The organism is Klebsiella sp. 10982, from assembly GCF_048589245.1.
In the GTDB taxonomy this organism is placed as follows: Bacteria; Pseudomonadota; Gammaproteobacteria; order Enterobacterales; family Enterobacteriaceae; genus Klebsiella; species Klebsiella quasivariicola.
The window spans coordinates 38202-58473 of record NZ_JBMAXV010000013.1; the positions used below are offsets into that span (position 1 = coordinate 38202).

Genomic DNA, 20272 nt, shown 5'->3' on the forward strand with positions numbered 1-20272 from the left:
CCTCAGCGACGGGGCCGTCCGGCCCGGGCGGCGCGGCGGTACAGCGTGCTGCGGGCGATGCCCAGCATCTGTGCCGCCCGGCTGACGTTGCCGTTGACGCTGGCCAGGGTATCGACAATCAACTGCTCGTCATGGGCCTGCAATCCCCCGCGCGGCAGCGGCGCAGGCGCGGTGCGATACGCTTCCGGCAGGGCATCGGGCGTTAATGTGTCGCCCTCATCGGCGAGGGCCAGCATCACCTTCAGGACGCTCTGCAGCTGGCGCACGTTTCCCGGCCACGGCAACTGGCTGAGGTGAGTCAGCAGCGCGTTTGAAAGCGTCACCCGGCGCGAAGCGCCGCCCAGGTCACGCCACAGCGTGGCGATAAAGGTTTCCAGCGCTGGCCACTCGCGTAGCGGAGGCAGCGCCAGGGCATACTCCCGCAGGCGCCACAGCAAATCTTCGCGGAATTCGCCGGCGCTGACCCGCTGGGGCAAACTGCGGTGGGTGGCGCAGATCACCGCGAAGTTCACCGGCACGCTGCGGCTGGCGCCCAGCGGAGCGACCTCTTTCTCCTGCAGTACCCGCAGGAGGCGGGTCTGCAGCGCCAGCGGCATATCGCCGATCTCATCCAGAAACAGCACCCCGCCCTCGGCCTCGCGAATTTTACCGATATAGCCGTTTTTGCTGGCGCCGGTAAATGCCCCCGGCTGGTAGCCGAAGAGCTCGGATTCGATCAGCGATTCCGGGATGGCGGCGCAGTTAATGGCAACGAATTTACCGCTGCGCCAGCGGCTGTGCTGATGCAGCGTGCGGCTGACATACTCTTTGCCGCTGCCGGTTTCCCCCTCAATGCATAGCGCAATGCCGGCGTTGAGCAGCCGCAGCAGCTTTTCGCCTTCGCGCGGGCTGGTAAAGGGGAGCTGCATGGCCGGCGGGGCGCTTACCGCCACCCGGCGGCGGGTGGGCTCCCGCAGACGATAGTGATAGCGGCCCTGCGGCATGGTTAGCGGCAGCGGGACGCTGACCGCCGTTTGCGCCAGCGTCGGAAAAAGCGACGCAAAGGTGAGCTGGCCAAACTGCGCCGCGCTCAGGCCGAACTCGCGCATCGCCAGCCGGTTGCCGGCGGTGAGGACGTTGTCGGAAAAGACCAGCAGCAGCTCCTCGACGCTGTCGAGCTTGTCCACCTGCCGGTGCAGGCTCATCAGCCACTGCTCAGGATGCAGGCTCTGTTTCACCCACAGATATTCAATCTGCTTTGCCGCCGCTTTCACCCAGCCGAAGGTGTGATGGTGGGGAAAATCCGCCGGGCCGGAGATATCCAGCACCCCGGCAATACTTCCGTCCGGTCGCTGGAGCGGCATTGCCGCGCAGTACAGATTCTGATTGCGGGTGAGAAAGTGCTGGCGTCCATCGATCTCGCAGCCGTCGTCAATGACCAGCGCGGTGCCAATGGCGTTGGTCCCGCGCCCGCTTTCGCTCCACAGATTGCCAGGGGCCAGCGCCACGCGCTGGGCCTTCTGCAACGCCTGGGTATCGCCGACGGTGTGTAGCACCAGGCCGCCGGGATCGGAGAGGATCACCACCGACTGCAGGTCCGCCACCTGACGCGACAGCGCCTCCACCACCGGCTGCGCCAGCTGCTGCAGGCTGCGGTGGCTGGCGAGCCGGTCTGCCAGCTCGCCGGCGCCGAGACGGGGAAAATCCTCGGTAGCGGGATCCAGACCATAGCGCCGGCAGCGAGACCACGAGTCGCTCAGCAAGGGGTTAGTACGTACCTCTGGGGCAAGAAGAACGGGATTAGCTGGCACAGGGCACCTCAGGGTCGATGTTGCTGTGTTGCGATATTGTAGCCATTTGGTTTAATTGGTGTTGCGATTTGCAACACATAAGTGGAAAACTGCGCGACAGCGTTCGATAGTCTGACAAAAGATTATTTATAACCGTTTGATAATTAATATTATTACAAGGAGTCAAAAAACTGGCATAACCCCTGCAAAGTGAGAAGCGTTCGGCGGCAAGTTTAAAAAATCAATATGCCGCTGCGTCTCAACCCTACAGAAGGAGATTTGCGATGCGTTATGCACACCCTGGCCAGCCCGGCGCTCTGGTTTCATTCAAATCCGCTTACGGCAACTTCATTGACGGTAAATTTATCGAGCCGCTGAGCGGTGAATTCTTTATGAATACCTCCCCGGTTGACGGCAGCAACATTGCGCAGTTTCCCCGGTCGGATGCCAGAGACATCGACTTCGCCCTCGATGCCGCCCACCGTGCAGCGCCGGCCTGGGGCAAAACTTCAGTGCAGCAGCGCTCCAGGCTGCTGCTGCAGGTCGCCGATCGTATTGAACAACATCTGGAATATCTGGCGGTGGCGGAGAGTTGGGACAACGGGAAACCGATCCGCGAAACCCTGAATGCCGATCTGCCGCTGGCGGTGGACCATTTTCGCTACTTCGCCGGCTGCCTGCGCGCCCAGGAGGGCAGCACCGCAGAAATAGATGAAACCACGGTGGCCTACCATTTCCATGAACCGCTGGGGGTGGTCGGACAGATTATCCCGTGGAACTTCCCGCTGCTGATGGCCGCGTGGAAGCTGGCCCCGGCCCTGGCGGCGGGTAACTGCGTGGTGCTCAAGCCGGCTGAGCAGACGCCGCTGAGCATTACCCTGCTGCTGGAGCTGATCGGCGATCTGTTCCCGGCCGGGGTGCTTAACGTGGTACAGGGATTCGGCAAAGAGGCGGGCGAGGCGCTGGCCACCAGCAAACGTATCGCCAAGCTGGCGTTCACCGGCTCCACGCCGGTCGGGCGGCATATTCTCGCCTGCGCGGCGGAGAATATTATCCCGTGCACTGTCGAGCTGGGAGGAAAATCGCCCAACATCTACTTTGCCGACGTGATGGACGGAGAAGAGGAGTTTATTGAGAAGGCGGTGGAGGGACTGGTGCTCGGCTTCTTTAACCAGGGGGAAGTCTGTACCTGCCCGTCGCGGGCGTTGATCCATGAATCCATCTATGAGCCGTTTATGGCGCGGGTCATGGAGAAGGTGGCGCAGATCCGCCGCGGTGACCCGCTCGATACCGACACCATGATCGGCGCCCAGGCTTCCCGCCAGCAGTTCGATAAGATCCTCTCCTACATTCAGATTGCCCGGGAAGAGGGCGGGCAAATTCTGACCGGTGGCGAACGGGCCGTTATCGCGCCGGCGCTGGATAACGGCTTTTATATTCAGCCCACGCTGATTAAAGGTCGCAACGATATGCGCTCCTTCCAGGAGGAGATCTTTGGGCCGGTGATCGGGGTGACCACCTTTAAGGACGAGGCGGAAGCGCTGGCCATCGCCAATGAGACCCAGTTTGGCCTCGGCGCCGGGGTATGGACGCGGGATACCAACCTCGCCTATCGCATGGGCCGCGGTATCAAAGCCGGTCGCGTATGGACCAACTGCTATCATGTTTACCCGGCTCATGCCGCGTTCGGCGGCTATAAACAGTCTGGCGTTGGCCGGGAAACACATAAAATGGCGCTGGATGCTTACCAGCAAACCAAAAACCTGCTGGTGAGCTACGGCACCGCGCCGCTGGGCCTGTTCTAAATCCAATCCCGCGCTTCTGTTCCATCCTCTGTCCGCAATCCATTCGGGTTGCGGATTTTTTTTAACCGTAAAATAACCCTGCCATAATGTTGGTTTTTTCAGCTGAGGGCGTCGATACATTTACATCTCTGATGTAACAGCTTTCACTTGAAAATTAAAAAGCTTCCACAACAAGAAATTACCCCCTGGCCGATGGGCGCTTTTGCTTCATTTATGTAGAAATGATGAATATTAATACCAGGAAAATTCCTAATTTTCTTGTACCACCGTTCGGAAGCACGATAAAACAAGACGCCTTTATTCGCTATTTTCTTTAAATTTGTTAATTAATGTGATTCGTTGTTGGTCGTGCGTGTTTAAATTCGGTTTGTATAGATATGTAAATTAACATTGAAAAGCTATTTCAAAAATAATTATCAGGCAGGTGGTAGTTCTTAACGTGTCTTTAACATTTTGCTGTATTGCCTTTTTTAGGGTCCGGTAATATATTTATTTTGCACACCGAAATAACTTTTTTAGCTTCTGTTTTTTACTGATATTCACCTTTTGATCGAATAAAACAGAGTGAGAGGGCGTGTGCCTAATATCCTGCGGAAGGAACGCAATGAACATTTACAGGGAGGAACTGATGAGCAGCTTCGCGATAGCCATGCGCTATTCCGATGACTGTGCGATATATTCGTTAACGATGAGATAAATAATGAAAACCCAACTTCGTATTATGGCAATTCTCATGGGCGCGCTGGTTTCGGGCGTAACCTTCCAGGCGACTGCGGCAAACACGATTAATCCAAACTCAGGAACCAGTGCGCAAGGCGCCGGGGGGCAGGTTATCTTCAATGGATCAATCACCGACAGCTCCTGCAACGTCGACAGCGGTTCAACCGGCCAGACGGTGGATTTGGGCAAATGGGCCAGCACCTATTTTACCAGCACAGGCTCCGAAACCACCAAAACTCCCTTTCATATCAAAGTCAAAGATTGCCCGGCCAGCGTGAAGACGGTCGCTGTGCTGTTTGATGGTACGCGCGAACAGACGAATACCTCCCTGTTGGCCATCAACAGCGGCGGCGCCAGCGGCGTAGCGATTAAGCTGTATGAGCAAGATCAGACGACGGCGGTTAGCCTCGGTAAAACGACCGCCAAACAAGCGGTCACTCCGGGTTCCAGCGGCAGCACCGGTTCTGCCGACCTCGAGTTTTACGCCGATTATGTCTCTACCGGGGCGACCGTGACGGCAGGTGACGCCAACGGTACGGCTAATTTCAATATGATTTATAACTAAGCATATTGCGCGTTATTCAGAGCCAGTCCATTGCGTCTAGATCCCTAGCAGTCTGTTGAAAAATTAATGGCGAAGCCGTCGCGATATATATTCGTGACGATATTGTTGTTCCTGCTAATTATCTCAATGGTGACTGGCTCTGTTATTCACAGCTTTATTTTATTGTCTGTTCAACCTTTACCTGATGGTTATTAATGATGAAGAAAATAATTGCCGTTGCGGCTTTTCTGCTGTGCTCCACGGCAGCGCAGGCCGGTATTGTCATGGGTGGAACCCGTGTGATTTATCAGGAAGGGAAGCGTGAAGCCGCTATTTCAGTCACCAATGCCGATACCCATACGCCCTATCTGGTGCAGTCGTGGGTGGAAAATTACGCGGAAAACGATAAGGCCAAGGTGCCCTTTATTGTCACGCCGCCCTTGTTCCGTCTCGATCCGGAGCAAAATAACGTTCTGCGCATTAACTTTATTGGCGCCTCACTGCCCAGCGACCGTGAATCGGTCTACTGGCTGAACGTCAAAAGTATCGCCCCAACGCCCCAGGGTGAGGTGAACAAGCTGCAGGTCAATATTAAGTCGAAATTCAAAATCTTCTATCGGCCCAACGGCCTGGCGGGCGACCCGGCAAAAGCCTGGCAGCAGCTGAAGTTTACCCAGTCCGGCGGTCATCTGACGGTGGCAAACCCCACCCCTTATTTTGTCTCATTTTACTCCGTCGCGGTGGGTGGGCAGAGCATCGACGAGCCTGGCATGGTGGCCCCTTTCGGCCAGAAAACGTGGCCGGTGAGCGGGCACGGCGCCGTCAAATGGCGGGCGATTAACGGCTACGGCGGCGTCAGCGACTTCGCCCAGCAGTAATTCCCTTTTGTGATGACATGACCGGACGGCGCCAGCATGAAAAGAACAACAACAGCGAAGGTGCGGGAGTATGCCGCAATGCCATTGACCGCAGGACGGGCGCTGGCGCTGGCGACGGTGCCGACGATGATGTTTTGTCTCAGTCCGCCGAACCGGGCGCTGGCCGACGACTATTTTGACCCGGCGGCGCTGGAATTTGCCGACCCGCAGCAGCAAACCTCCGACCTGCACTATTTCGCCAAACCCGGCGGGCAGCAGCCGGGCACTTACTCTGTCACCGTGGTGGTTAACGATCAGGAGCTGGGTCAGGCCGATATTACGTTTGTTGACGATGGCGGGAAGCTGCAGCCGGTGCTAACGCCCGCTCAACTGGCGGATTATGGGGTCAACGTCAGCGCCTTTCCCGCCTTTCAAACGCTGCATGAAGGAGAGACCTTCACCCGGATCGAGAAGTTTATTCCCGACGCCAGCAGCCGGTTCACCTTTGCTAACCAGCGCCTGACGCTGAGTATTCCCCAGGCGGCGATGAACGTGCAAAGTCGCGGCTATGTCGATCCCTCGCGCTGGGACGATGGCGTGCCCGCCGCGTTTGTTGATTACTATTTTTCTGGCGCGCAGATCAAGAGTGCCGATGATGGGGAGAGCAGCCGCTCAAACTATCTCAATTTACGCAGCGGCATGAACCTGGGTGCCTGGCGTCTGCGCAACGTCTCCTCGATGCAGTACGACCAGCAGCGTCGGCACTGGGATTCACAGAGTACCTGGCTGCAGCGCGACGTCCGCTCGCTGAAGAGTCTGCTGCGGATCGGCGATACCTATACCACCGGCGATGTCTTTGACAGCATCCCCTTTCGCGGCGTCCAGCTGATGTCTGACGATGAGATGCTCCCGGACAGCCAGCGCGGTTTTGCCCCCACCATCCGCGGCGTGGCGCACAGCAATGCCAAAGTGACCGTCTCTCAGCACGGGTATGTGATCTATGAGACCTTCGTGTCGCCGGGGGCGTTTGCCATCAGCGATCTCTATCCCACCTCGCAGAGCGGCGATCTGGAGGTGAAGGTGACCGAGAGCAATGGCGCGGTGCGCACCTTTACCCAGCCTTTTTCCGCGGTACCGTTCATGCTGCGTGAAGGGCGCGGCAAATTTAGCCTCAGCGCCGGGCGCTACCATGCCGGATCGGATTCGGTACGCTCCCCGGAATTCCTGCAGGGGACCCTGTTCTACGGCCTGTCGGCGGGATTTACCCTCTACGGCGGCACGCAGCTGGCCCAGGACTATCAGTCGTGGGCGCTCGGTATGGGCCGCGGCTTTGGCGAGTTCGGATCGCTGGGAGGGGATGTGACCCAGGCCGTCACCCGCACGCCGTCGGGCAAGCGCTACGCGGGTCATTCGCTGCGCGCCCAGTATCAGAAAGATTTTGTCAGCTCGGGCACCTCATTCAGCCTCGCCAGCTATCGCTACTCCTCCAGCGGCTACTACGATTTTGCCGAAGCCAGCGCGCTGGAAAGCGAACAGGGGCAGGTGGACAACCGGCGTCGCCGGGAAGAGCTGTCGGTGACGCAAAGCCTTGGCGGCCTCGGCAGTCTGGCGATCTCCGCCTGGTCGCAAGAGTACTGGCACCGGCAGGGCCAGGATGAGACGGTACACCTCGGGTTCTACAGCGCCTGGAAGGGGATCTCCTGGGGCGCGGGCTATTACTACACCCGCTCCAGCGATCAGGAAAAAAATGACCGTTCCTGGTCATTTAATATCAACATTCCGCTGGGCGGCCCGCTGTCCGACAGCACGGTGAGTTACAACACCACCTCGGACAGCAATGGTTATACCTCGCAACAGGTCTCGCTGTATGGCGCGATGCCGACGCGGACAAATCTGTTCTATTCAGTTCAGCAGGGCTACGGCAACCAGGGGCGAGGCAGCAACAGCAGCGTCGCGCTGGACTACCACGGCGGCTTCGGCAACGCCCAGCTTGGCTATCGTCATGATGCCGCCAGCAACCAGCTGACCTGGGGAGGCGCCGGCTCGGTGGTCGCCCATCCGCACGGTATTACCTTTGGCCAGACGGTGGGCGAAAGCTTTGCCATCGTCCGGGCGCCAGGCGCCGCCGGTGTGGCGGTGCAAAATGGCAACAATGTCCGCACCGACTGGCGCGGCTATGCCGTGGTGCCGTCCCTGACCGCCTACCGGAAAAACGTGATCACCCTCGACACAGAGTCGATGGCCGATGACACCGACGTCGACCAGGAAGGGCAGACCGTGATCCCCGGCGGTGGCGCGGTAGTGATGGCCAACTACCGAACCCACATTGGCAACCGGGTGCTGTTTACCCTGCGCAATGCCCAGGGGCCGTTGCCGTTTGGCGCCAGCGCGCGGCTGGTCGAAGAGGAGGAGAGCGGCAATGCGCCAGGCGGCATGGTAGCCGATGGCGGCCAGGTGTATCTCAGCGGTGTGCCGCAGAAGGGAACCCTGGCGGTGAGCTGGGTCGTAAACAACCAGTCGCAGAGCTGCACGCTGCATTTTCAACTTCCGGATAACCCACAACAGAGTCTGAATACGGTGAAAACCGTCTCCGGGCTGTGCCAGACACGCTGAGGCAGCTATGAAATCTGTTTTTCGTCTTCTTCCTTTTCTTTTTCTGCTGGCGCTGGGCGGCTATCTCCCTGGCGTGCGGGCTGAAACCTGCCGGGCGAATATCGGCCAGACCACGGTCAATATCCCTAATATCAAATATTTGCCCACGCTACCGGTTAATACCCAGATGACCAGCGCGATGGCCGATAACGGCAGCGGGATCCCCTTTTCCTGCGATCTGCAGCTGCCGACGGCGAGCGCCAAACGTATCGTTTATAAACAGCTGAAAACCGGCGGCTCGCCGGTGGTGATTAACGGGCAGCACGTCTATCCCAGCGCCATCGACGGCATCGGCTACGCGCTCAGTTTCCAGTGCGCGGGGGGCCCGATGCGCGCCATCGATGGCAGCCACGCCGTCGGCGGCGAGACGGTGGTGGTCTGCGACAGCGCGATGCTCCCGGCGCTGATGACGCAGCAGCAAACGACGGTCAGGATCGCGGTCACCTTCTATAAAACCGGCACGGTACAGCTGGCGGACGGGACACATACCAACTCGCCGTCGCTGCCGCAGGTGGGTGAGATGACCATTGAGCAGCAGGCCAGCGGAAGCGCCAGCTACGTTGCCAGCACGCCGGTGAGTATTGATATGGCCGCCCTGAACGTAGACATCGGCAGCAGCGGCAGCTGTCAGGTGGCGACATCGACGATCCACGTCAGTCTGGGCGCGGTTAACCGGGCGGAATTTCATGGCAAAGGGACCACCGGCGGCCAGGCGAAGCGCTTTTCGATCCCGGTGTTCTGTCCGTCGCCGACCGATGTGCGCATCGGTTTTTTCGGCGTCACGGTGGAGAGCGATACCCTGGCGCTGAGCCAGGCCAGCAACAGCGCCAGCGGCGTCGGTGTGAAGCTGACCTACGGCAATAACGCCGGCGCGGCGGTCTCTGATGGCACCAGCGTCAAGATCAATGAGGCCAGCAACTTGCCGATCCTGAAAAGGGTGACCGGCGCCAACGCCGGTACCGCCGAAGCGATCAATTTTAACGCCCAGTATGTGCAGACTGACGCCACGGTGGCGGCGGGCACGGCCAACAGCATGGTGACCTTCGCTCTGGAGTATAACTAGCCCGGTGCGGCGTTATTCAAAGGTCACGGTGATTTTGGCGGTCGCGGAAAAAGGCCCCAGCTTCGGCGTTCTCGACAACCAGAGCAGCCCCGCCGTATAGGTACTCGCAAGGGTCGCGCCCGTTGCCAGCGTAAAGTGAATCGGAGCATTCATCTCAATACGTGGAAGCATACTGGCGTTTGGCGAGATGACAATGCCGAAGCCGCTGTCCGGCTGCGGCAAAATAATCGCGCTCTCCTGTATCGTATTGGTGGTGCTAAACGTAGCAAGCATAGGTTCGGTCCCGCAATCACTGCCGTTACCCTGCTTGACCAGACCATAGGTGACGGTAAAGGGGCGTGTTTTTTCATAGTAGCCCGGTCGGGCGTTACCGGCAGGAATATCGCCAAAGTTAATTTCGCTTGGCGAAATAGATACCGTGGGGACGCAGGCCATTGTTCTGATACGGTTCAGGCCGGTAATGAAAAGATTATAGTTGGCGCCAGCGGTGCCGTTACGTAGACCGCCTTGGCCATCTACCTGAAAAAGCGACAATTTTAGGTTATCGTCTATTTTACCATCCCCGGTCACGCTGCGGCCCGTCGAGATGATATAGACCTGGTAAACCAGGCTGAATGTCTGCCCAATGGCCGGGGACTTACAGGTGTTCCCGCTTTTATCACACAGCGTCGCCGGGCCAATCTCCACCGATTTTTTATTTTGTAGCAGATAGTCGATGCCGTTGTAAGTAATGCCTACCTGGATAAAGTTGGGCAAGCTGCTGGCTTTATTTTCCGGATCCAGCCAGAAATAGGCGCTTTCACCGTTCGGAAAATTATCGGTATCTTCGCAACTGAAGGTGGCGGTAATAGGACTGGAGACCCATATCTTTTTATTGGCAATAAGCTCGCTGCTGGAGACTTTAATGATGCTCTCGATATTCACGACTTCGCTGATCGTGGACGAGGTGGTCTTGCAGGTCAGCGCCTGCGCCGGGAAGGCGCTCAGCGTGAACAGAACGGAAAGCCATGTCAGAAATAACGTATCGCTAAGTCGGCGCATAATTACCTCGAGGGGGTTACTGTGCAGATTAAGGATAATTCACGCCAGGCCGTCGCCTGCTGAGGCTCCTGGCGCAGTTCGGGCAGGGTGATTTCGCAGCTTTGCTGGTGCGTTTCGCCCCATTTTATCTGCAGTTTTTCGCCTGAATCGACGCCGCTGACATAGACATCTCCTCCCGGGCCGACCAGACCATTGCTGATCCCACTGGCGCGATAGAGCTCGGCGCCCAATGGTGGATAGCTGCCGTCGGCGAGGGTGGTGTGGATCAGCACGCTATATCCCCGGAACGTATCAAAGCGCACCCGGGTAATTGCCCCGCGGGTAGGCACGGTATCCGCCACTGCGTTAGGGACATCAAGAAAGGCATCGAAGTCCTGAGGGTTGAGCGCGACAGAATTGACCCGATAGGGAACGCTTTGTGGTACGACCGCGTAGCCGAATGGATCGATGCGCACGCCGGTCTGATTCTCTATCCCTACCCCCTGAGCGTCTTTGGCTTCCACCAGCGCAAAGGTTGAGCCCAGCGGTTGCGAGAGGGTAACGCCGCCGCGGTGTGCCACCACGCCGCCGCTCAGATTCAGACTCGCCTGACGATGGCTTTTGCTGTAGGCGTAGCCGGTATACAGGTTACCGTACTGGCCGAGATAACCCAGGCTGGCGCTGTTGGTGCTATGGCTGGTGTCATCATAGGCGCTGGTGACGGCCCAGCTCAGGCGACCATCATCGAGCAGAGTGCCGTTTACCCCAGCCTGCCCGGACGTGCCAGACGATTTACTGTGGGCGAGGGTAAATGCGGTATTGATCCGGCGATCTTCTTGCAGAGTAAAAGGGATGGAAACGCGCAGTGTGATGCTATTGTCATCATGCGTGAAGTGGCTACGCGTATTCTGATAGTACAGACCATAGTTCACGTTATGGATAGTGCTGTTAAAGCCCGCCTGCAGAGAGATATCGCTTCCTGAGCTATTCCAGTAATTTTGCTGGCTGAAGTTAAGGAAGAAAGCGCTGTTCTTACCGAGAGTTTGCCGGGCAGAAATATCAAAGCGATGCTTTTTATTATAAAACCAGGACGTGTAATAGTGTTGGGGAGCGCTTGCCTGCCAGCTTTCGTCTTCGTCAGAGGGCCAGTAATCATTTTCGTACAGGCCATTGTGCCAGCGTCGACGCTCGTTAACCGCATCGCTGAGGCTATAATAACCTGCGGTTGAGTAACGGTAGCCCGCGATTTGAAAGTCGGTCTTGCTTGATAAAAAGGATTTAGCATACAGAAAACGCACGCTCCCTCCCTGCTTGCGCTGGCCACTCGCCAGCGTCGTTCCCGCCAGCGTATAGTCGGCTGAGAGGGCGCCAATCTCCCCCAGATTGCTACCGACGCCAAAGGCGCCGGCGCGATAGTTCTCCGCGGCAAGGGCGCCACCGTATAGTGTGAAGGTATTATTCAGACCATAAGAGAGCGAGCTTTGCATCAGGGCGGGGGCATAGCCGTCAGCACCGTCATGATACTTACCCGCCGACAGCTGATAATTCCATTGGCCTGCCCGCACCAGCTGTGGCAGGGTGGTGTAGGCGACAGTAAAGGTCGTCTGGCTACCGTCGGCTTCAATGACGGTCACGTAGAAATCACCGCTGCGGTTAACGGCGCTGATATCATTTAGCTCAAAGGGACCGGCTGGGACGTTCTCGCTGTAAATCAGATAGTTGTTCTGCCGAACTTCCACCCGGGCGTTGCTGTTGGCCACACCGCGAATGACCGGCGCGAAGCCGGTCTGGCTGCTGGGGCGCATTTCGACATCGGTGCCAAGCTGTACGCCGCGAAACTGGACGCTATCGAAGACGCTGTTGTCGGTACTGGTCTGGCCGACGACAAGCCGGCTGCGCCAGGGAATGATGTTCGTTTCCGCCCAACTGGCGATGCTTTGCCACTTATCCGCCTGCCCGCTGAACTTATTCCAGTAGGCATTATTGCGAAATCGCCACGATGCAATATTGATCCCGCTGTTTAGCGAAAGATATTGATACTGGTGGCTGCCCCCATCGCCATTATTGGCATCGGTAGAATAGCTGTAGTTGACGAAAGCAGCGTTAATACCTTCATCAAAGCGCATGGGGGAAACATAGTCGCGAGGATAGTGCTCGATATATTGCTGAGGGATATGAATGATCAGCTGATGATTAGCGATATCCAGCTGTTGCTCTGCCTGGCCGATCGTCTGCGACAGCGCGAAACAGGGCTGGTGGTCATCGTCAATCTTGACGCCATAGCGGATATATTCCGCCGCGCTCAGGCAGGGGGCCAACCCGCCATGTGCGCTATCCTCTGAGAAGCGAACGGGGCGACTGTCCACCAGCAGATCGTTAATGTAAATATTAACGTCATAGGTGCCCGGCATGACGTCGCCATCGCTGGCGACAAACTGATTAAAAGCCAGCGGGTCGATGCCGTTCACAAACTGGGCATTATAGCGTTCCGCACTGTCTGCCGGTAACGTGATGGAGATTAACCATGCGCTGGCAAAATAGCGTAATTTACTATCGTCCATCACTCTATCTCCCTAAAGAGGTGCGACGTTTATTTTTTTATTGGAATATCAACAACGGCGCCGTAATCATTAATATATTTCATTTTATGCAAGCGCTGCATGCTGGCGATATTGACAGCGTGATGACTGTACGGCAGCAACATAAAGTTTTTCAGAGGATAGATTTTGCCTTTGTTGTCGATCGCCTCGGCATTAATAACCGTAATATGCAGTGGACTGTTGTTAGTAAAAGATAACGTGTTAGCGCTTTGCTGCCACTGCAGATTTTCAACGGCTTTGGGCAGCGATGTGGCAATCCCTTGCGGGCGATAAAATAGTTTTAATCGGGTGCGAATCGCGAACTGCAGGATATTATTTTCTTCAGGCGCAGGAGGGACCTCCTGAATATTCACCCAAAACAGACTTTCCCTGTCGGCAGGAAGACCGGTTCCTGAGTAAATAAAGCGCAGTTGTGCCGATTGCTCGGGGCGTAATTTGACCAGGGGCGGCGTTGCCACAATGGGTAAGCCGCTGCTGGGGGTCTCCGGACCCGTATCAAGCCAGGTCTGGACGATATAGTTTTTGCTGCTTCGGTTGTTAATTTTCAGACTGGCCGATTTATCTTTGCCCGAATAAATAACCCGTGAGGCATCGATGGTAATGGCCGCCTGGGTCTGAAAAGCCAAAGCGCCTATGATCACTGCCAGCAGCGTTTTCATATCTTACCCCTTATCCGCGTCGTGCCGTCCCTGGCCAGGTGTTATTCCTGCATAATGGTAAACCGGGCGGTCGCATTGCCGGCGCCAGCGTCGACTTCGTCTGTATCCCAGGTGTAGTAATAGGCTTTCAGGTAGAAGGTACCAGAGCCGCCATCGGCATCGATCGTAATACTCGGGTCGACGGTGGGATCGAAAGGTTTATCGAGTGTGACCGGGGTATTATTGCGGTCGGTTAGCTTAATGCCGACTTTTTTAGCCGAATTCGGATCCGTATCGAGAGCCAGTACGTTAGTGATAGGCGCCTCGGTGGCTGAAGGTCCGTCGAGCACAATATAGTACGTGCCCTTTTCACAATCGCTGACGCTAATATTGACCCCAACTTCTGGCCCGGTGCCATTGGTACCATTTTTTAATTTAGACAGCGGAACAGAGCCCATCGTAACTTCAATGACACCGTTCTTATCGGCACCTTCCAGTTTGCAACTTGAGTTGACAATTTTACCGATAAAATTCAGCGTACCGTCCGCCGCGGCGGCATAGTGTGAGGTCAAGCCGACGAGTGCCATTGCCAGGCAAAGTGATTTCATTTTCATAGCCAATTCCTTCTGTTGTGACCCAGGGAAGCTAATAGCCAGGCATACTCATTGACGCTGCATAAGCCGTTAGCTCTGTTGTTGTGATAGCCATAAAGCGAACTTATCCCCCCTCCAGGGAGTGCAGGAAATGATACAGGCCTGCAATATTGCGGACATTGAGTTTCTGGTAGATGTTTCTCCGATAGTGACTGATCATCATATTGCTAAGGTCGGTGGCCTGAGCAATTTTCTTATTATTTAAACCTGAGATGATATAGGGGAGAAGAGAGTCCTCCTGTTTCGTAAGTTTAATATTGACACAACTGTCCAGCGAGCTAATTGATTTTCTGAACACTTTAATACAGCGATGATCAGACGCATTCTGTAAGTATTTCTGCAGCCGTTGGGTAACATCTATATAATCAAGCACGATCGTCGAAATAGAGTTTATGATAATGTTTTCGACTGGATCGGCAAGAATCTCACTTTTAACGACAAAAACGATATCGCCATGAATGATCTTTTTTTTACGATAGAGCAGTGCGGCTAATTGTTGAATGTCCGGGTGGCTATAGTCCACGATAATGGTTCTGGCTATGGTTAGACTTTTATCATTCACGTCAGAAATATTATCCAGAAACAATGTTTGACTATACCGACGTTGAGCACTCATGGTCATGTTAACCAGAGACCGGACGCCGTTAATAAAAAATTTATTGGCGGAAATGATAATAATCATAATGTATTTCCTTATACACTGCTTCTGTAACCAAGTATTACTGCTGGAGAAGAGGGGAGTAAATAAGATGATAAGCGCGATCATTAGAAAAATCCTAACGGAAGTTGTTGCATGAGGTGTTTTTACTTATTAATCAGAAGGTTATAATTTAATATTCAACTATTAACGCATAAGAGGAAGGTGAAATAAACGACAATAAATAATATATTAAACGTATAGCCAGGAATAAAATATGAATGCGCTGCGGGGCATTTTACTGAAAGTCAAAACAACCAGCAAGCTCACAGCGAGAAAGAGGATTAATTAACGTTTTGCCCCACGTCGGGTTGTATGTCCCGGTGTTTAAAAATAGGATGAATGCCCTGGCTCGCGCTGCGGATACTGTGACTGATGCGGCCGGTCACTCTGGCATGCAAAACGATAACTTTAAGGATGGCGAAATGAGACTGACGGTGGGGCTGGCGCTGACGCTGGCGATTATGACCTGCGGCGCCCAGGCGCGCGATATGCAATCTATCGAGCACAGCGGTGAACTGAAGGTGGGCGTGCCGGGCGATTACGCGCCGCTGGCGTTTCGCAATGCCGCCGGCGAACTGCAGGGCTATGACGTGGACATGGCCCGCGATCTCGGGCGCACGCTCGGCCTCAAGGTGAGCTTCGTCTACACCAGCTGGCCCGTGCTCGCCGCCGATCTGCAGGCGGACAAGTTTGATATTGCGATGGGTGGGGTTACCGAGACACCGGCGCGGGCGCAAGCCTTCGCCCTCAGCCATCCGGTGGTGGCGAACGGAAAAATCGCCTTAGCCAACTGCCAGGCCGCCCCGCGGCTCGGTTCGCTGGAAAAAATTGACCGTCCGGACGTGAAAGTGATCGTCAACCCTGGCGGCACAAACCAGAGTTTTGTCGATGAACACATCAAGCAGGCGCAAATTATTCGCGTGCAGAACAATGTCGATAACCTGCAGGCGCTGCGGCAGAAAACGGCCGATATGATGGTGACCGATCTGATTGAGGGCGACTATTACCAGAGCAAAGAGCCCGGCGTGTTCTGCGTTGCCAACGAAACACCGTTCGCCGGTACCGCCAGCAACAAGGTGTATATGATGAGTAAAGATAACCCGGCGCTGCTGGAGAAAGTGAACCAGTGGCTGGATAGCCAGGACAAAGAGGTTCTCAAACGGAAGTGGAAAATTCGCGGTTAACCGCGGCGGCGCGCCACCGCCGGCAGATATGTCCGGCGGTGGCTATTGTCTACGGTTAGCGCTGCGGCGACAGCGCCTGTCGCGCCAGGTCGCGGAAGTAGCAGGCGTAGCCGAGGGTGGCGGTCAGGCACAGCATATAGCCAAACGACTCGCTGCCTTCCTCCACCGTATTTTTCACCACCCGGGCGTAGTTCTCATCCAGCACGGCATACCACAGGCCGTGCATGCCAAACAGCCGCGAGAAGACCAGAATCGCCAGCAGACCGCTGATCATCATGCCGTAATACGGGGTACGGGTATAATCCGTCAGCTGCGACAGGGTCTGACGACAATGGCGCAGCGGCAACAGCAGCGCCCCTGCGGTGGCCAGCAGCGCAAACCACACCCAGCTGCCGTGGGCGAGTAAATCAAACAGGCCATCCAGTTCGCGGATCAGCATGGCGAGAAAGAAGCCGCCGATAAGGATATTGCTATAGCGTAAGTGGGCATATTTCCGCGCCAGCAGAAGATGAACCAGCACGATAACGGCCAGTATGCTCTCCTGCACCACTTCGGTGAGCGACACCTCCGGGATGTCGTTACCAAATACCCGAATATCCACCCACAGACAGAGTACCGCGAGGGCGGCCGCGGCCGCTGCGCCGAGAAAGAAAAGCAAGCTTCGTAACAGAGACATTAACACCACAACTTATACTTAAAACAAATATCATAAGTTTTGAGAATGCATGTTCCTGTTCACTTTGTGCGACTTTGCCGCTGTTTTTTAACATTTTGCGCTGTTTAGCACCGGGGAAGGCGGTAAGGGCGCTCAGACAGCGCCTCTACCTTGCAGGTGCGCCCTCCGGACGGATACGCCTGGGCGCCTCCGGACGCAATCAGTAACCGGCGTGCTTATTGACCAGGTTTTTCAGCGGCAGCCCGCGGCGCTGGCGCTGAATGTTTTCCAGCAGCTGGCGGGCGATCACCTCGGCAGGGGCCGCAGAGGCCATATGCGGGGTGATCACCACCTGCGGATGGCGCCACAGCGGATCGTCCGCCGGCAAAGGCTCCTGCGGGAAGACGTCGAGCACCGCCCCGGCAAGCTGGCCGCTCTCCAGCGCCGCCAGCACATCCTCATTGACCATATGCTCCCCGCGGCCGCAGTTGATCAACACCGCCCCGGCGGGTAGCCGGTTGAACAGCGGTGCGGCGAGGATACCGCGAGTCTGCGCGGTGAGCGGCAGGAGGTTAATCAGCCCGTCAAGCGACCCAAGGAAGTTATCGAGCGCCTCCTCGCCGCGATAGCAGGTGACGCCAGCCAGGTGCTTTTCACTGCGCGACCAGCCGGAGACCCGATAGCCGAGGCGGGCCAGCTGGTCAGCGATATAGCCGCCAATTTCGCCCAGACCCATAATGCCGATATGGAAGTCGGCGGCGGCGCGCTGGGGATAGAGCTTCCAGGTTTGGCTTCGCTGGTGGGCCAGCGCCCGGTCGAAATGGCGCTGAAACCACAGGACGCTCCACAGGGCATATTCGAACATGCCGTGGCGAAAATCCTCATCGATCACCCGGCACAGTGGGATCTCGCTGGCGAACAGCGCGGGCGGCAGATGATCGACCCCGGCGGACGCGGCCTGGATCAGCTTCAGCCCCGGCGAGCGGCTCAGCAGCTGTGGGTCCGGGAACCAGCAGCTGGCGTACTGGGCGTCGCGCGCCGCCTGGTGATGGGGCAGAAGCGCGGTGACGTCGGGAAACTGCTGCAGGGCGGCGCAAATATCGCGGGCGAAATCCGCGTCGTTACAATCCACAACGATAGTGATATCAGACATAGGCGTTAGTCTTTGTAAGAGGTATCGAGACGGTCAAGTCGGCGCAGCCACGCCTGCCAGACCTGTTGACGTTCATGCTCCACCCCCATCAGCTGCTCGCAGGCGTGCTGGCTGAGGGGCGGGGCGATGGTGTGGATCGGGCTGAGGGCCGCCAGCTGGGCGGCGGCCATCTGGATCTCGCAGGCGGGGTTCAGGTAGTACATGATATAAAACGCGTCGGCCACGGTGCGGCCCACCGACAGCAGGCCGTGGCTCTGCAGGATCATGGCGATATTATTCCCCAGCGAGCGCTGGATGCGCTCTCGTTCGTCAAGGTCAAAGGCCACCCCTTCATAGGGATGGTAGCCGACGCGCTGGTAAAACTCGGTGCTGATCTGGTTAAGCTGCAGCAGGCCGTCCTCGCAGGCGGCCACCGCCATTCCCGGCAGCGTATGGGTGTGGATCACGCAGTGGGCGTCTTCCCGGGCCATATGCACCGCGCTGTGGATGGTAAAGCCCGCCGAGTTAGCCGGTGCGTCGCCCTCTACGACCTTACCCTGCATATCCACCACGATCAGGTTGCTGGCGGTGACTTCGTCAAACATCATGCCGAAGGGGTTAATTAAAAAACGCGGCTCGCCGTCGCCGGGTAGGCGCACGGAGAAGTGGGTGTAGAGGGTATCCTCCCAGCCGAACAGCGCCGCCAGCCGGTAGGCGGCGGCCAGCTGCTGGCGCAGGTGTTGCTCAGTTGTCATTTAGCGTACTCCCATAAATTCACGAATTCGTTGCAGAGAAGGGGCCTCCAGCGGGCTGCGGATCACCTGCGGGGCGATATCGGCCTGCACCACGCCGTTCTCCATCAGCACTACGCGGTCGGAAATCGACAGGGCGAAGTCCATCTCGTGAGTGACAATCAGCATGGTCATGCCTTCGCGGGCCAGCGACTGAATGACCTTCAGCACTTCGCCCACCAGCTCCGGATCCAGCGCCGAGGTTGGCTCGTCAAACAGCATGATGTCCGGTTTCAGCGCCAGCGCCCGGGCGATCGCCACGCGCTGCTGCTGGCCGCCGGAGAGCTGCCAAGGGTATTTGTGGGCATGGGCCAGCAGGCCGACGCGGTCGAGCAGTATCAGGGCCTGTTCTCGGGCGACCGGCTGGTCCAGCAGCTGGTGATAGCGCGGGGCCAGCATCACGTTGTCGAGCACCGTGCGGTGGGGGAACAGGTTGAAGCTCTGGAAGACCATGCCGATGCGCCGCACCCCGGCGCGCATCTGGCGTTTGTCGACGATGGCGCCGCCTTTCAGATAGTCTTCGCCGTAGAGAATGATCTCCCCGCCATCAAGGCTTTCGAGGGCGTTGATGGTGCGGATCAGGGTGGTTTTGCCGGAGCCGGACGGGCCGATGATGCTGATCACCTCCCCGTTCTCCACCTGCAGATCGATGCCTTTCAGCACCTCATGCTGACCCCAGGATTTGCGGATGCCCCGCAGATCGAGCGCCGGCGGCGCGCCGTTGACGGCTGGCGTTTTGATCTCCTCCGTCAGCGCCGGCAGGCTCTGGCGCAGCGCCTGGCATTCCGCCTCGCTGAGGGTTTGCGGACGCTTACGCTGAATATCGAGACGATTTTCCAGCGCCCGGAACAGCCAGGTGAAGACGGTAACCACCATCACGTAGTACACCGCCACTGCCAGCAGGGTCTCCATCACGAGAAAATTCTGCGCATATAAGCGCTGGCCGGTGAGCAGCAGCTCGGGTAAGGAGACCACCGACAAAATCGAGCTCAGCTTAATGATGGTGATGTATTCATTGATAAGCGTCGGCAGCGAGATGCGAAACGCCTGAGGGATCACAATCAGCCGCTGGATGCCGATAAAGCTGAAGCTCAGCGCATGGCCCGCCTCGCTTTGCCCCTTGGCCACCGACAGCAGTCCGCCGCGGTGGATCTCCGCCATATAGGCCGCTTCGGTGACGGTCATCGACACCAGCCCGGCGATAAACGGCACCCCGAGCAGCGGCTGGGTCACCGGAAACAGCTGCGGCAGGTTGTAGACAAACACCAGCAGCACCATCAGCGGCACGCTGCGAAAAAACCAGATATAGAGTTCGACGGGGATCTTGATCCAGCGCGGCGCGGAGAGCTTCGCGCAGGCTAACAGAAAACCGACCACCAGGCCGATCCCCCAGGACAAGGTGCTGACCACGATCACGGTCACGCACGCCTGCCAGAATGCTCCAATGCTAAACAATGAAAAAAAGTATCCCCAATCGAACGCCATACCG

General features: G+C 57.0%; 16 protein-coding genes. 6 read left to right on the forward strand and 10 right to left on the reverse strand.

Annotated features, from left to right (window positions below; genetic code table 11):
• Positions 1-2: 2 nt before the first annotated feature.
• Complete coding sequence (locus ACKLKD_RS12620) at positions 3-1790, reverse strand: sigma-54-dependent Fis family transcriptional regulator (RefSeq protein ID WP_087805263.1); 1788 nt, start codon at positions 1788-1790, stop codon at positions 3-5.
• Between the two features lie 263 nt (positions 1791-2053).
• Here ACKLKD_RS12620 and ACKLKD_RS12625 point away from each other — a divergent pair, with 263 nt between their 5' ends.
• The 5 genes from ACKLKD_RS12625 to ACKLKD_RS12645 all read left to right on the forward strand — a co-directional run bounded on the left by ACKLKD_RS12625 (position 2054) and on the right by ACKLKD_RS12645 (position 9410).
• Positions 2054-3574, forward strand: a complete 1521-nt coding sequence (locus ACKLKD_RS12625; RefSeq protein ID WP_025713530.1) for an aldehyde dehydrogenase family protein — start codon at positions 2054-2056, stop codon at positions 3572-3574.
• Between the two features lie 700 nt (positions 3575-4274).
• Positions 4275-4859 carry a fimbrial protein gene (locus ACKLKD_RS12630; RefSeq protein WP_025713531.1) on the forward strand — a complete coding sequence of 195 codons (585 nt, stop codon included), beginning with the start codon at positions 4275-4277 and terminating at the stop codon, positions 4857-4859.
• A 194-nt stretch (positions 4860-5053) separates the two neighbouring features.
• Positions 5054-5716 carry a molecular chaperone gene (locus tag ACKLKD_RS12635; protein WP_087805261.1) on the forward strand — a complete coding sequence of 221 codons (663 nt, stop codon included), beginning with the start codon at positions 5054-5056 and terminating at the stop codon, positions 5714-5716.
• Positions 5717-5794: 78 nt separating this feature from the next.
• Positions 5795-8308 carry a fimbria/pilus outer membrane usher protein gene (locus ACKLKD_RS12640; RefSeq protein ID WP_087805259.1) on the forward strand — a complete coding sequence of 838 codons (2514 nt, stop codon included), beginning with the start codon at positions 5795-5797 and terminating at the stop codon, positions 8306-8308.
• A gap of 7 nt (positions 8309-8315) precedes the next feature.
• The gene (locus tag ACKLKD_RS12645) at positions 8316-9410 is read left to right on the forward strand and encodes a fimbrial protein (protein ID WP_025713533.1); all 1095 of its coding nucleotides are present in this window, start codon (positions 8316-8318) and stop codon (positions 9408-9410) included.
• A 12-nt stretch (positions 9411-9422) separates the two neighbouring features.
• Here the strand turns inward: ACKLKD_RS12645 and ACKLKD_RS12650 are convergent, their stop codons facing one another.
• From ACKLKD_RS12650 to ACKLKD_RS12670, 5 genes are all read right to left on the reverse strand, one after another.
• Positions 9423-10451 (reverse strand): fimbrial protein, encoded by a 1029-nt coding sequence (locus ACKLKD_RS12650; RefSeq protein WP_080897714.1) that lies wholly within the window; start codon positions 10449-10451, stop codon positions 9423-9425.
• A 2-nt stretch (positions 10452-10453) separates the two neighbouring features.
• Positions 10454-12991 carry a fimbria/pilus outer membrane usher protein gene (locus ACKLKD_RS12655; RefSeq protein ID WP_080897715.1) on the reverse strand — a complete coding sequence of 846 codons (2538 nt, stop codon included), beginning with the start codon at positions 12989-12991 and terminating at the stop codon, positions 10454-10456.
• Positions 12992-13020: 29 nt separating this feature from the next.
• On the reverse strand, positions 13021-13689 hold the full coding sequence (locus ACKLKD_RS12660) for a molecular chaperone (protein WP_009486158.1): 669 nt from the start codon (positions 13687-13689) through the stop codon (positions 13021-13023).
• Between the two features lie 41 nt (positions 13690-13730).
• Positions 13731-14282 (reverse strand): fimbrial protein, encoded by a 552-nt coding sequence (locus ACKLKD_RS12665; RefSeq protein WP_025713536.1) that lies wholly within the window; start codon positions 14280-14282, stop codon positions 13731-13733.
• 103 nt (positions 14283-14385) lie between these two features.
• Entirely contained in the window at positions 14386-15003 is a 618-nt protein-coding gene (locus tag ACKLKD_RS12670; protein ID WP_025713537.1) for a LuxR C-terminal-related transcriptional regulator, read from the reverse strand.
• A 353-nt stretch (positions 15004-15356) separates the two neighbouring features.
• Here ACKLKD_RS12670 and ACKLKD_RS12675 point away from each other — a divergent pair, with 353 nt between their 5' ends.
• The gene (locus ACKLKD_RS12675; RefSeq protein ID WP_117141131.1) at positions 15357-16205 is read left to right on the forward strand and encodes a transporter substrate-binding domain-containing protein; all 849 of its coding nucleotides are present in this window, start codon (positions 15357-15359) and stop codon (positions 16203-16205) included.
• A 55-nt stretch (positions 16206-16260) separates the two neighbouring features.
• Here the strand turns inward: ACKLKD_RS12675 and ACKLKD_RS12680 are convergent, their stop codons facing one another.
• The 4 genes from ACKLKD_RS12680 to ACKLKD_RS12695 all read right to left on the reverse strand — a co-directional run bounded on the left by ACKLKD_RS12680 (position 16261) and on the right by ACKLKD_RS12695 (position 20268).
• Complete coding sequence (locus ACKLKD_RS12680; RefSeq protein WP_117141130.1) at positions 16261-16881, reverse strand: transporter; 621 nt, start codon at positions 16879-16881, stop codon at positions 16261-16263.
• Positions 16882-17080: 199 nt separating this feature from the next.
• On the reverse strand, positions 17081-18013 hold the full coding sequence (locus tag ACKLKD_RS12685; RefSeq protein ID WP_087805257.1) for a 2-hydroxyacid dehydrogenase: 933 nt from the start codon (positions 18011-18013) through the stop codon (positions 17081-17083).
• Between the two features lie 5 nt (positions 18014-18018).
• Positions 18019-18747, reverse strand: a complete 729-nt coding sequence (locus ACKLKD_RS12690) for a class II aldolase/adducin family protein (RefSeq protein WP_087805255.1) — start codon at positions 18745-18747, stop codon at positions 18019-18021.
• A complete protein-coding gene (locus ACKLKD_RS12695) occupies positions 18748-20268 on the reverse strand; it encodes an amino acid ABC transporter permease/ATP-binding protein (protein ID WP_080897719.1) in 1521 nt (506 codons plus the stop codon).
• Between the last annotated feature and the right edge of the window lie 4 nt (positions 20269-20272).

Excerpts from the sequence above, each read along its gene's own strand:
- ACKLKD_RS12695 (WP_080897719.1), bottom strand. The coding sequence starts at position 20,268 with ATGGCGTTCGATTGGGGATACTTTTTTTCATTGTTTAGCATTGGAGCA.
- ACKLKD_RS12650 (WP_080897714.1), bottom strand. The coding sequence starts at position 10,451 with ATGCGCCGACTTAGCGATACGTTATTTCTGACATGGCTTTCCGTTCTG.
- ACKLKD_RS12645 (WP_025713533.1), top strand. The coding sequence starts at position 8,316 with ATGAAATCTGTTTTTCGTCTTCTTCCTTTTCTTTTTCTGCTGGCGCTG.
- ACKLKD_RS12655 (WP_080897715.1), bottom strand. The coding sequence starts at position 12,991 with ATGGACGATAGTAAATTACGCTATTTTGCCAGCGCATGGTTAATCTCC.
- ACKLKD_RS12685 (WP_087805257.1), bottom strand. The coding sequence starts at position 18,013 with ATGTCTGATATCACTATCGTTGTGGATTGTAACGACGCGGATTTCGCC.
- ACKLKD_RS12670 (WP_025713537.1), bottom strand. The coding sequence starts at position 15,003 with ATGATTATTATCATTTCCGCCAATAAATTTTTTATTAACGGCGTCCGG.
- ACKLKD_RS12625 (WP_025713530.1), top strand. The coding sequence starts at position 2,054 with ATGCGTTATGCACACCCTGGCCAGCCCGGCGCTCTGGTTTCATTCAAA.
- ACKLKD_RS12690 (WP_087805255.1), bottom strand. The coding sequence starts at position 18,747 with ATGACAACTGAGCAACACCTGCGCCAGCAGCTGGCCGCCGCCTACCGG.
- ACKLKD_RS12680 (WP_117141130.1), bottom strand. The coding sequence starts at position 16,881 with ATGTCTCTGTTACGAAGCTTGCTTTTCTTTCTCGGCGCAGCGGCCGCG.
- ACKLKD_RS12665 (WP_025713536.1), bottom strand. The coding sequence starts at position 14,282 with ATGAAAATGAAATCACTTTGCCTGGCAATGGCACTCGTCGGCTTGACC.
- ACKLKD_RS12635 (WP_087805261.1), top strand. The coding sequence starts at position 5,054 with ATGATGAAGAAAATAATTGCCGTTGCGGCTTTTCTGCTGTGCTCCACG.
- ACKLKD_RS12640 (WP_087805259.1), top strand. The coding sequence starts at position 5,795 with ATGCCATTGACCGCAGGACGGGCGCTGGCGCTGGCGACGGTGCCGACG.
- ACKLKD_RS12630 (WP_025713531.1), top strand. The coding sequence starts at position 4,275 with ATGAAAACCCAACTTCGTATTATGGCAATTCTCATGGGCGCGCTGGTT.
- ACKLKD_RS12660 (WP_009486158.1), bottom strand. The coding sequence starts at position 13,689 with ATGAAAACGCTGCTGGCAGTGATCATAGGCGCTTTGGCTTTTCAGACC.
- ACKLKD_RS12675 (WP_117141131.1), top strand. The coding sequence starts at position 15,357 with ATGAATGCCCTGGCTCGCGCTGCGGATACTGTGACTGATGCGGCCGGT.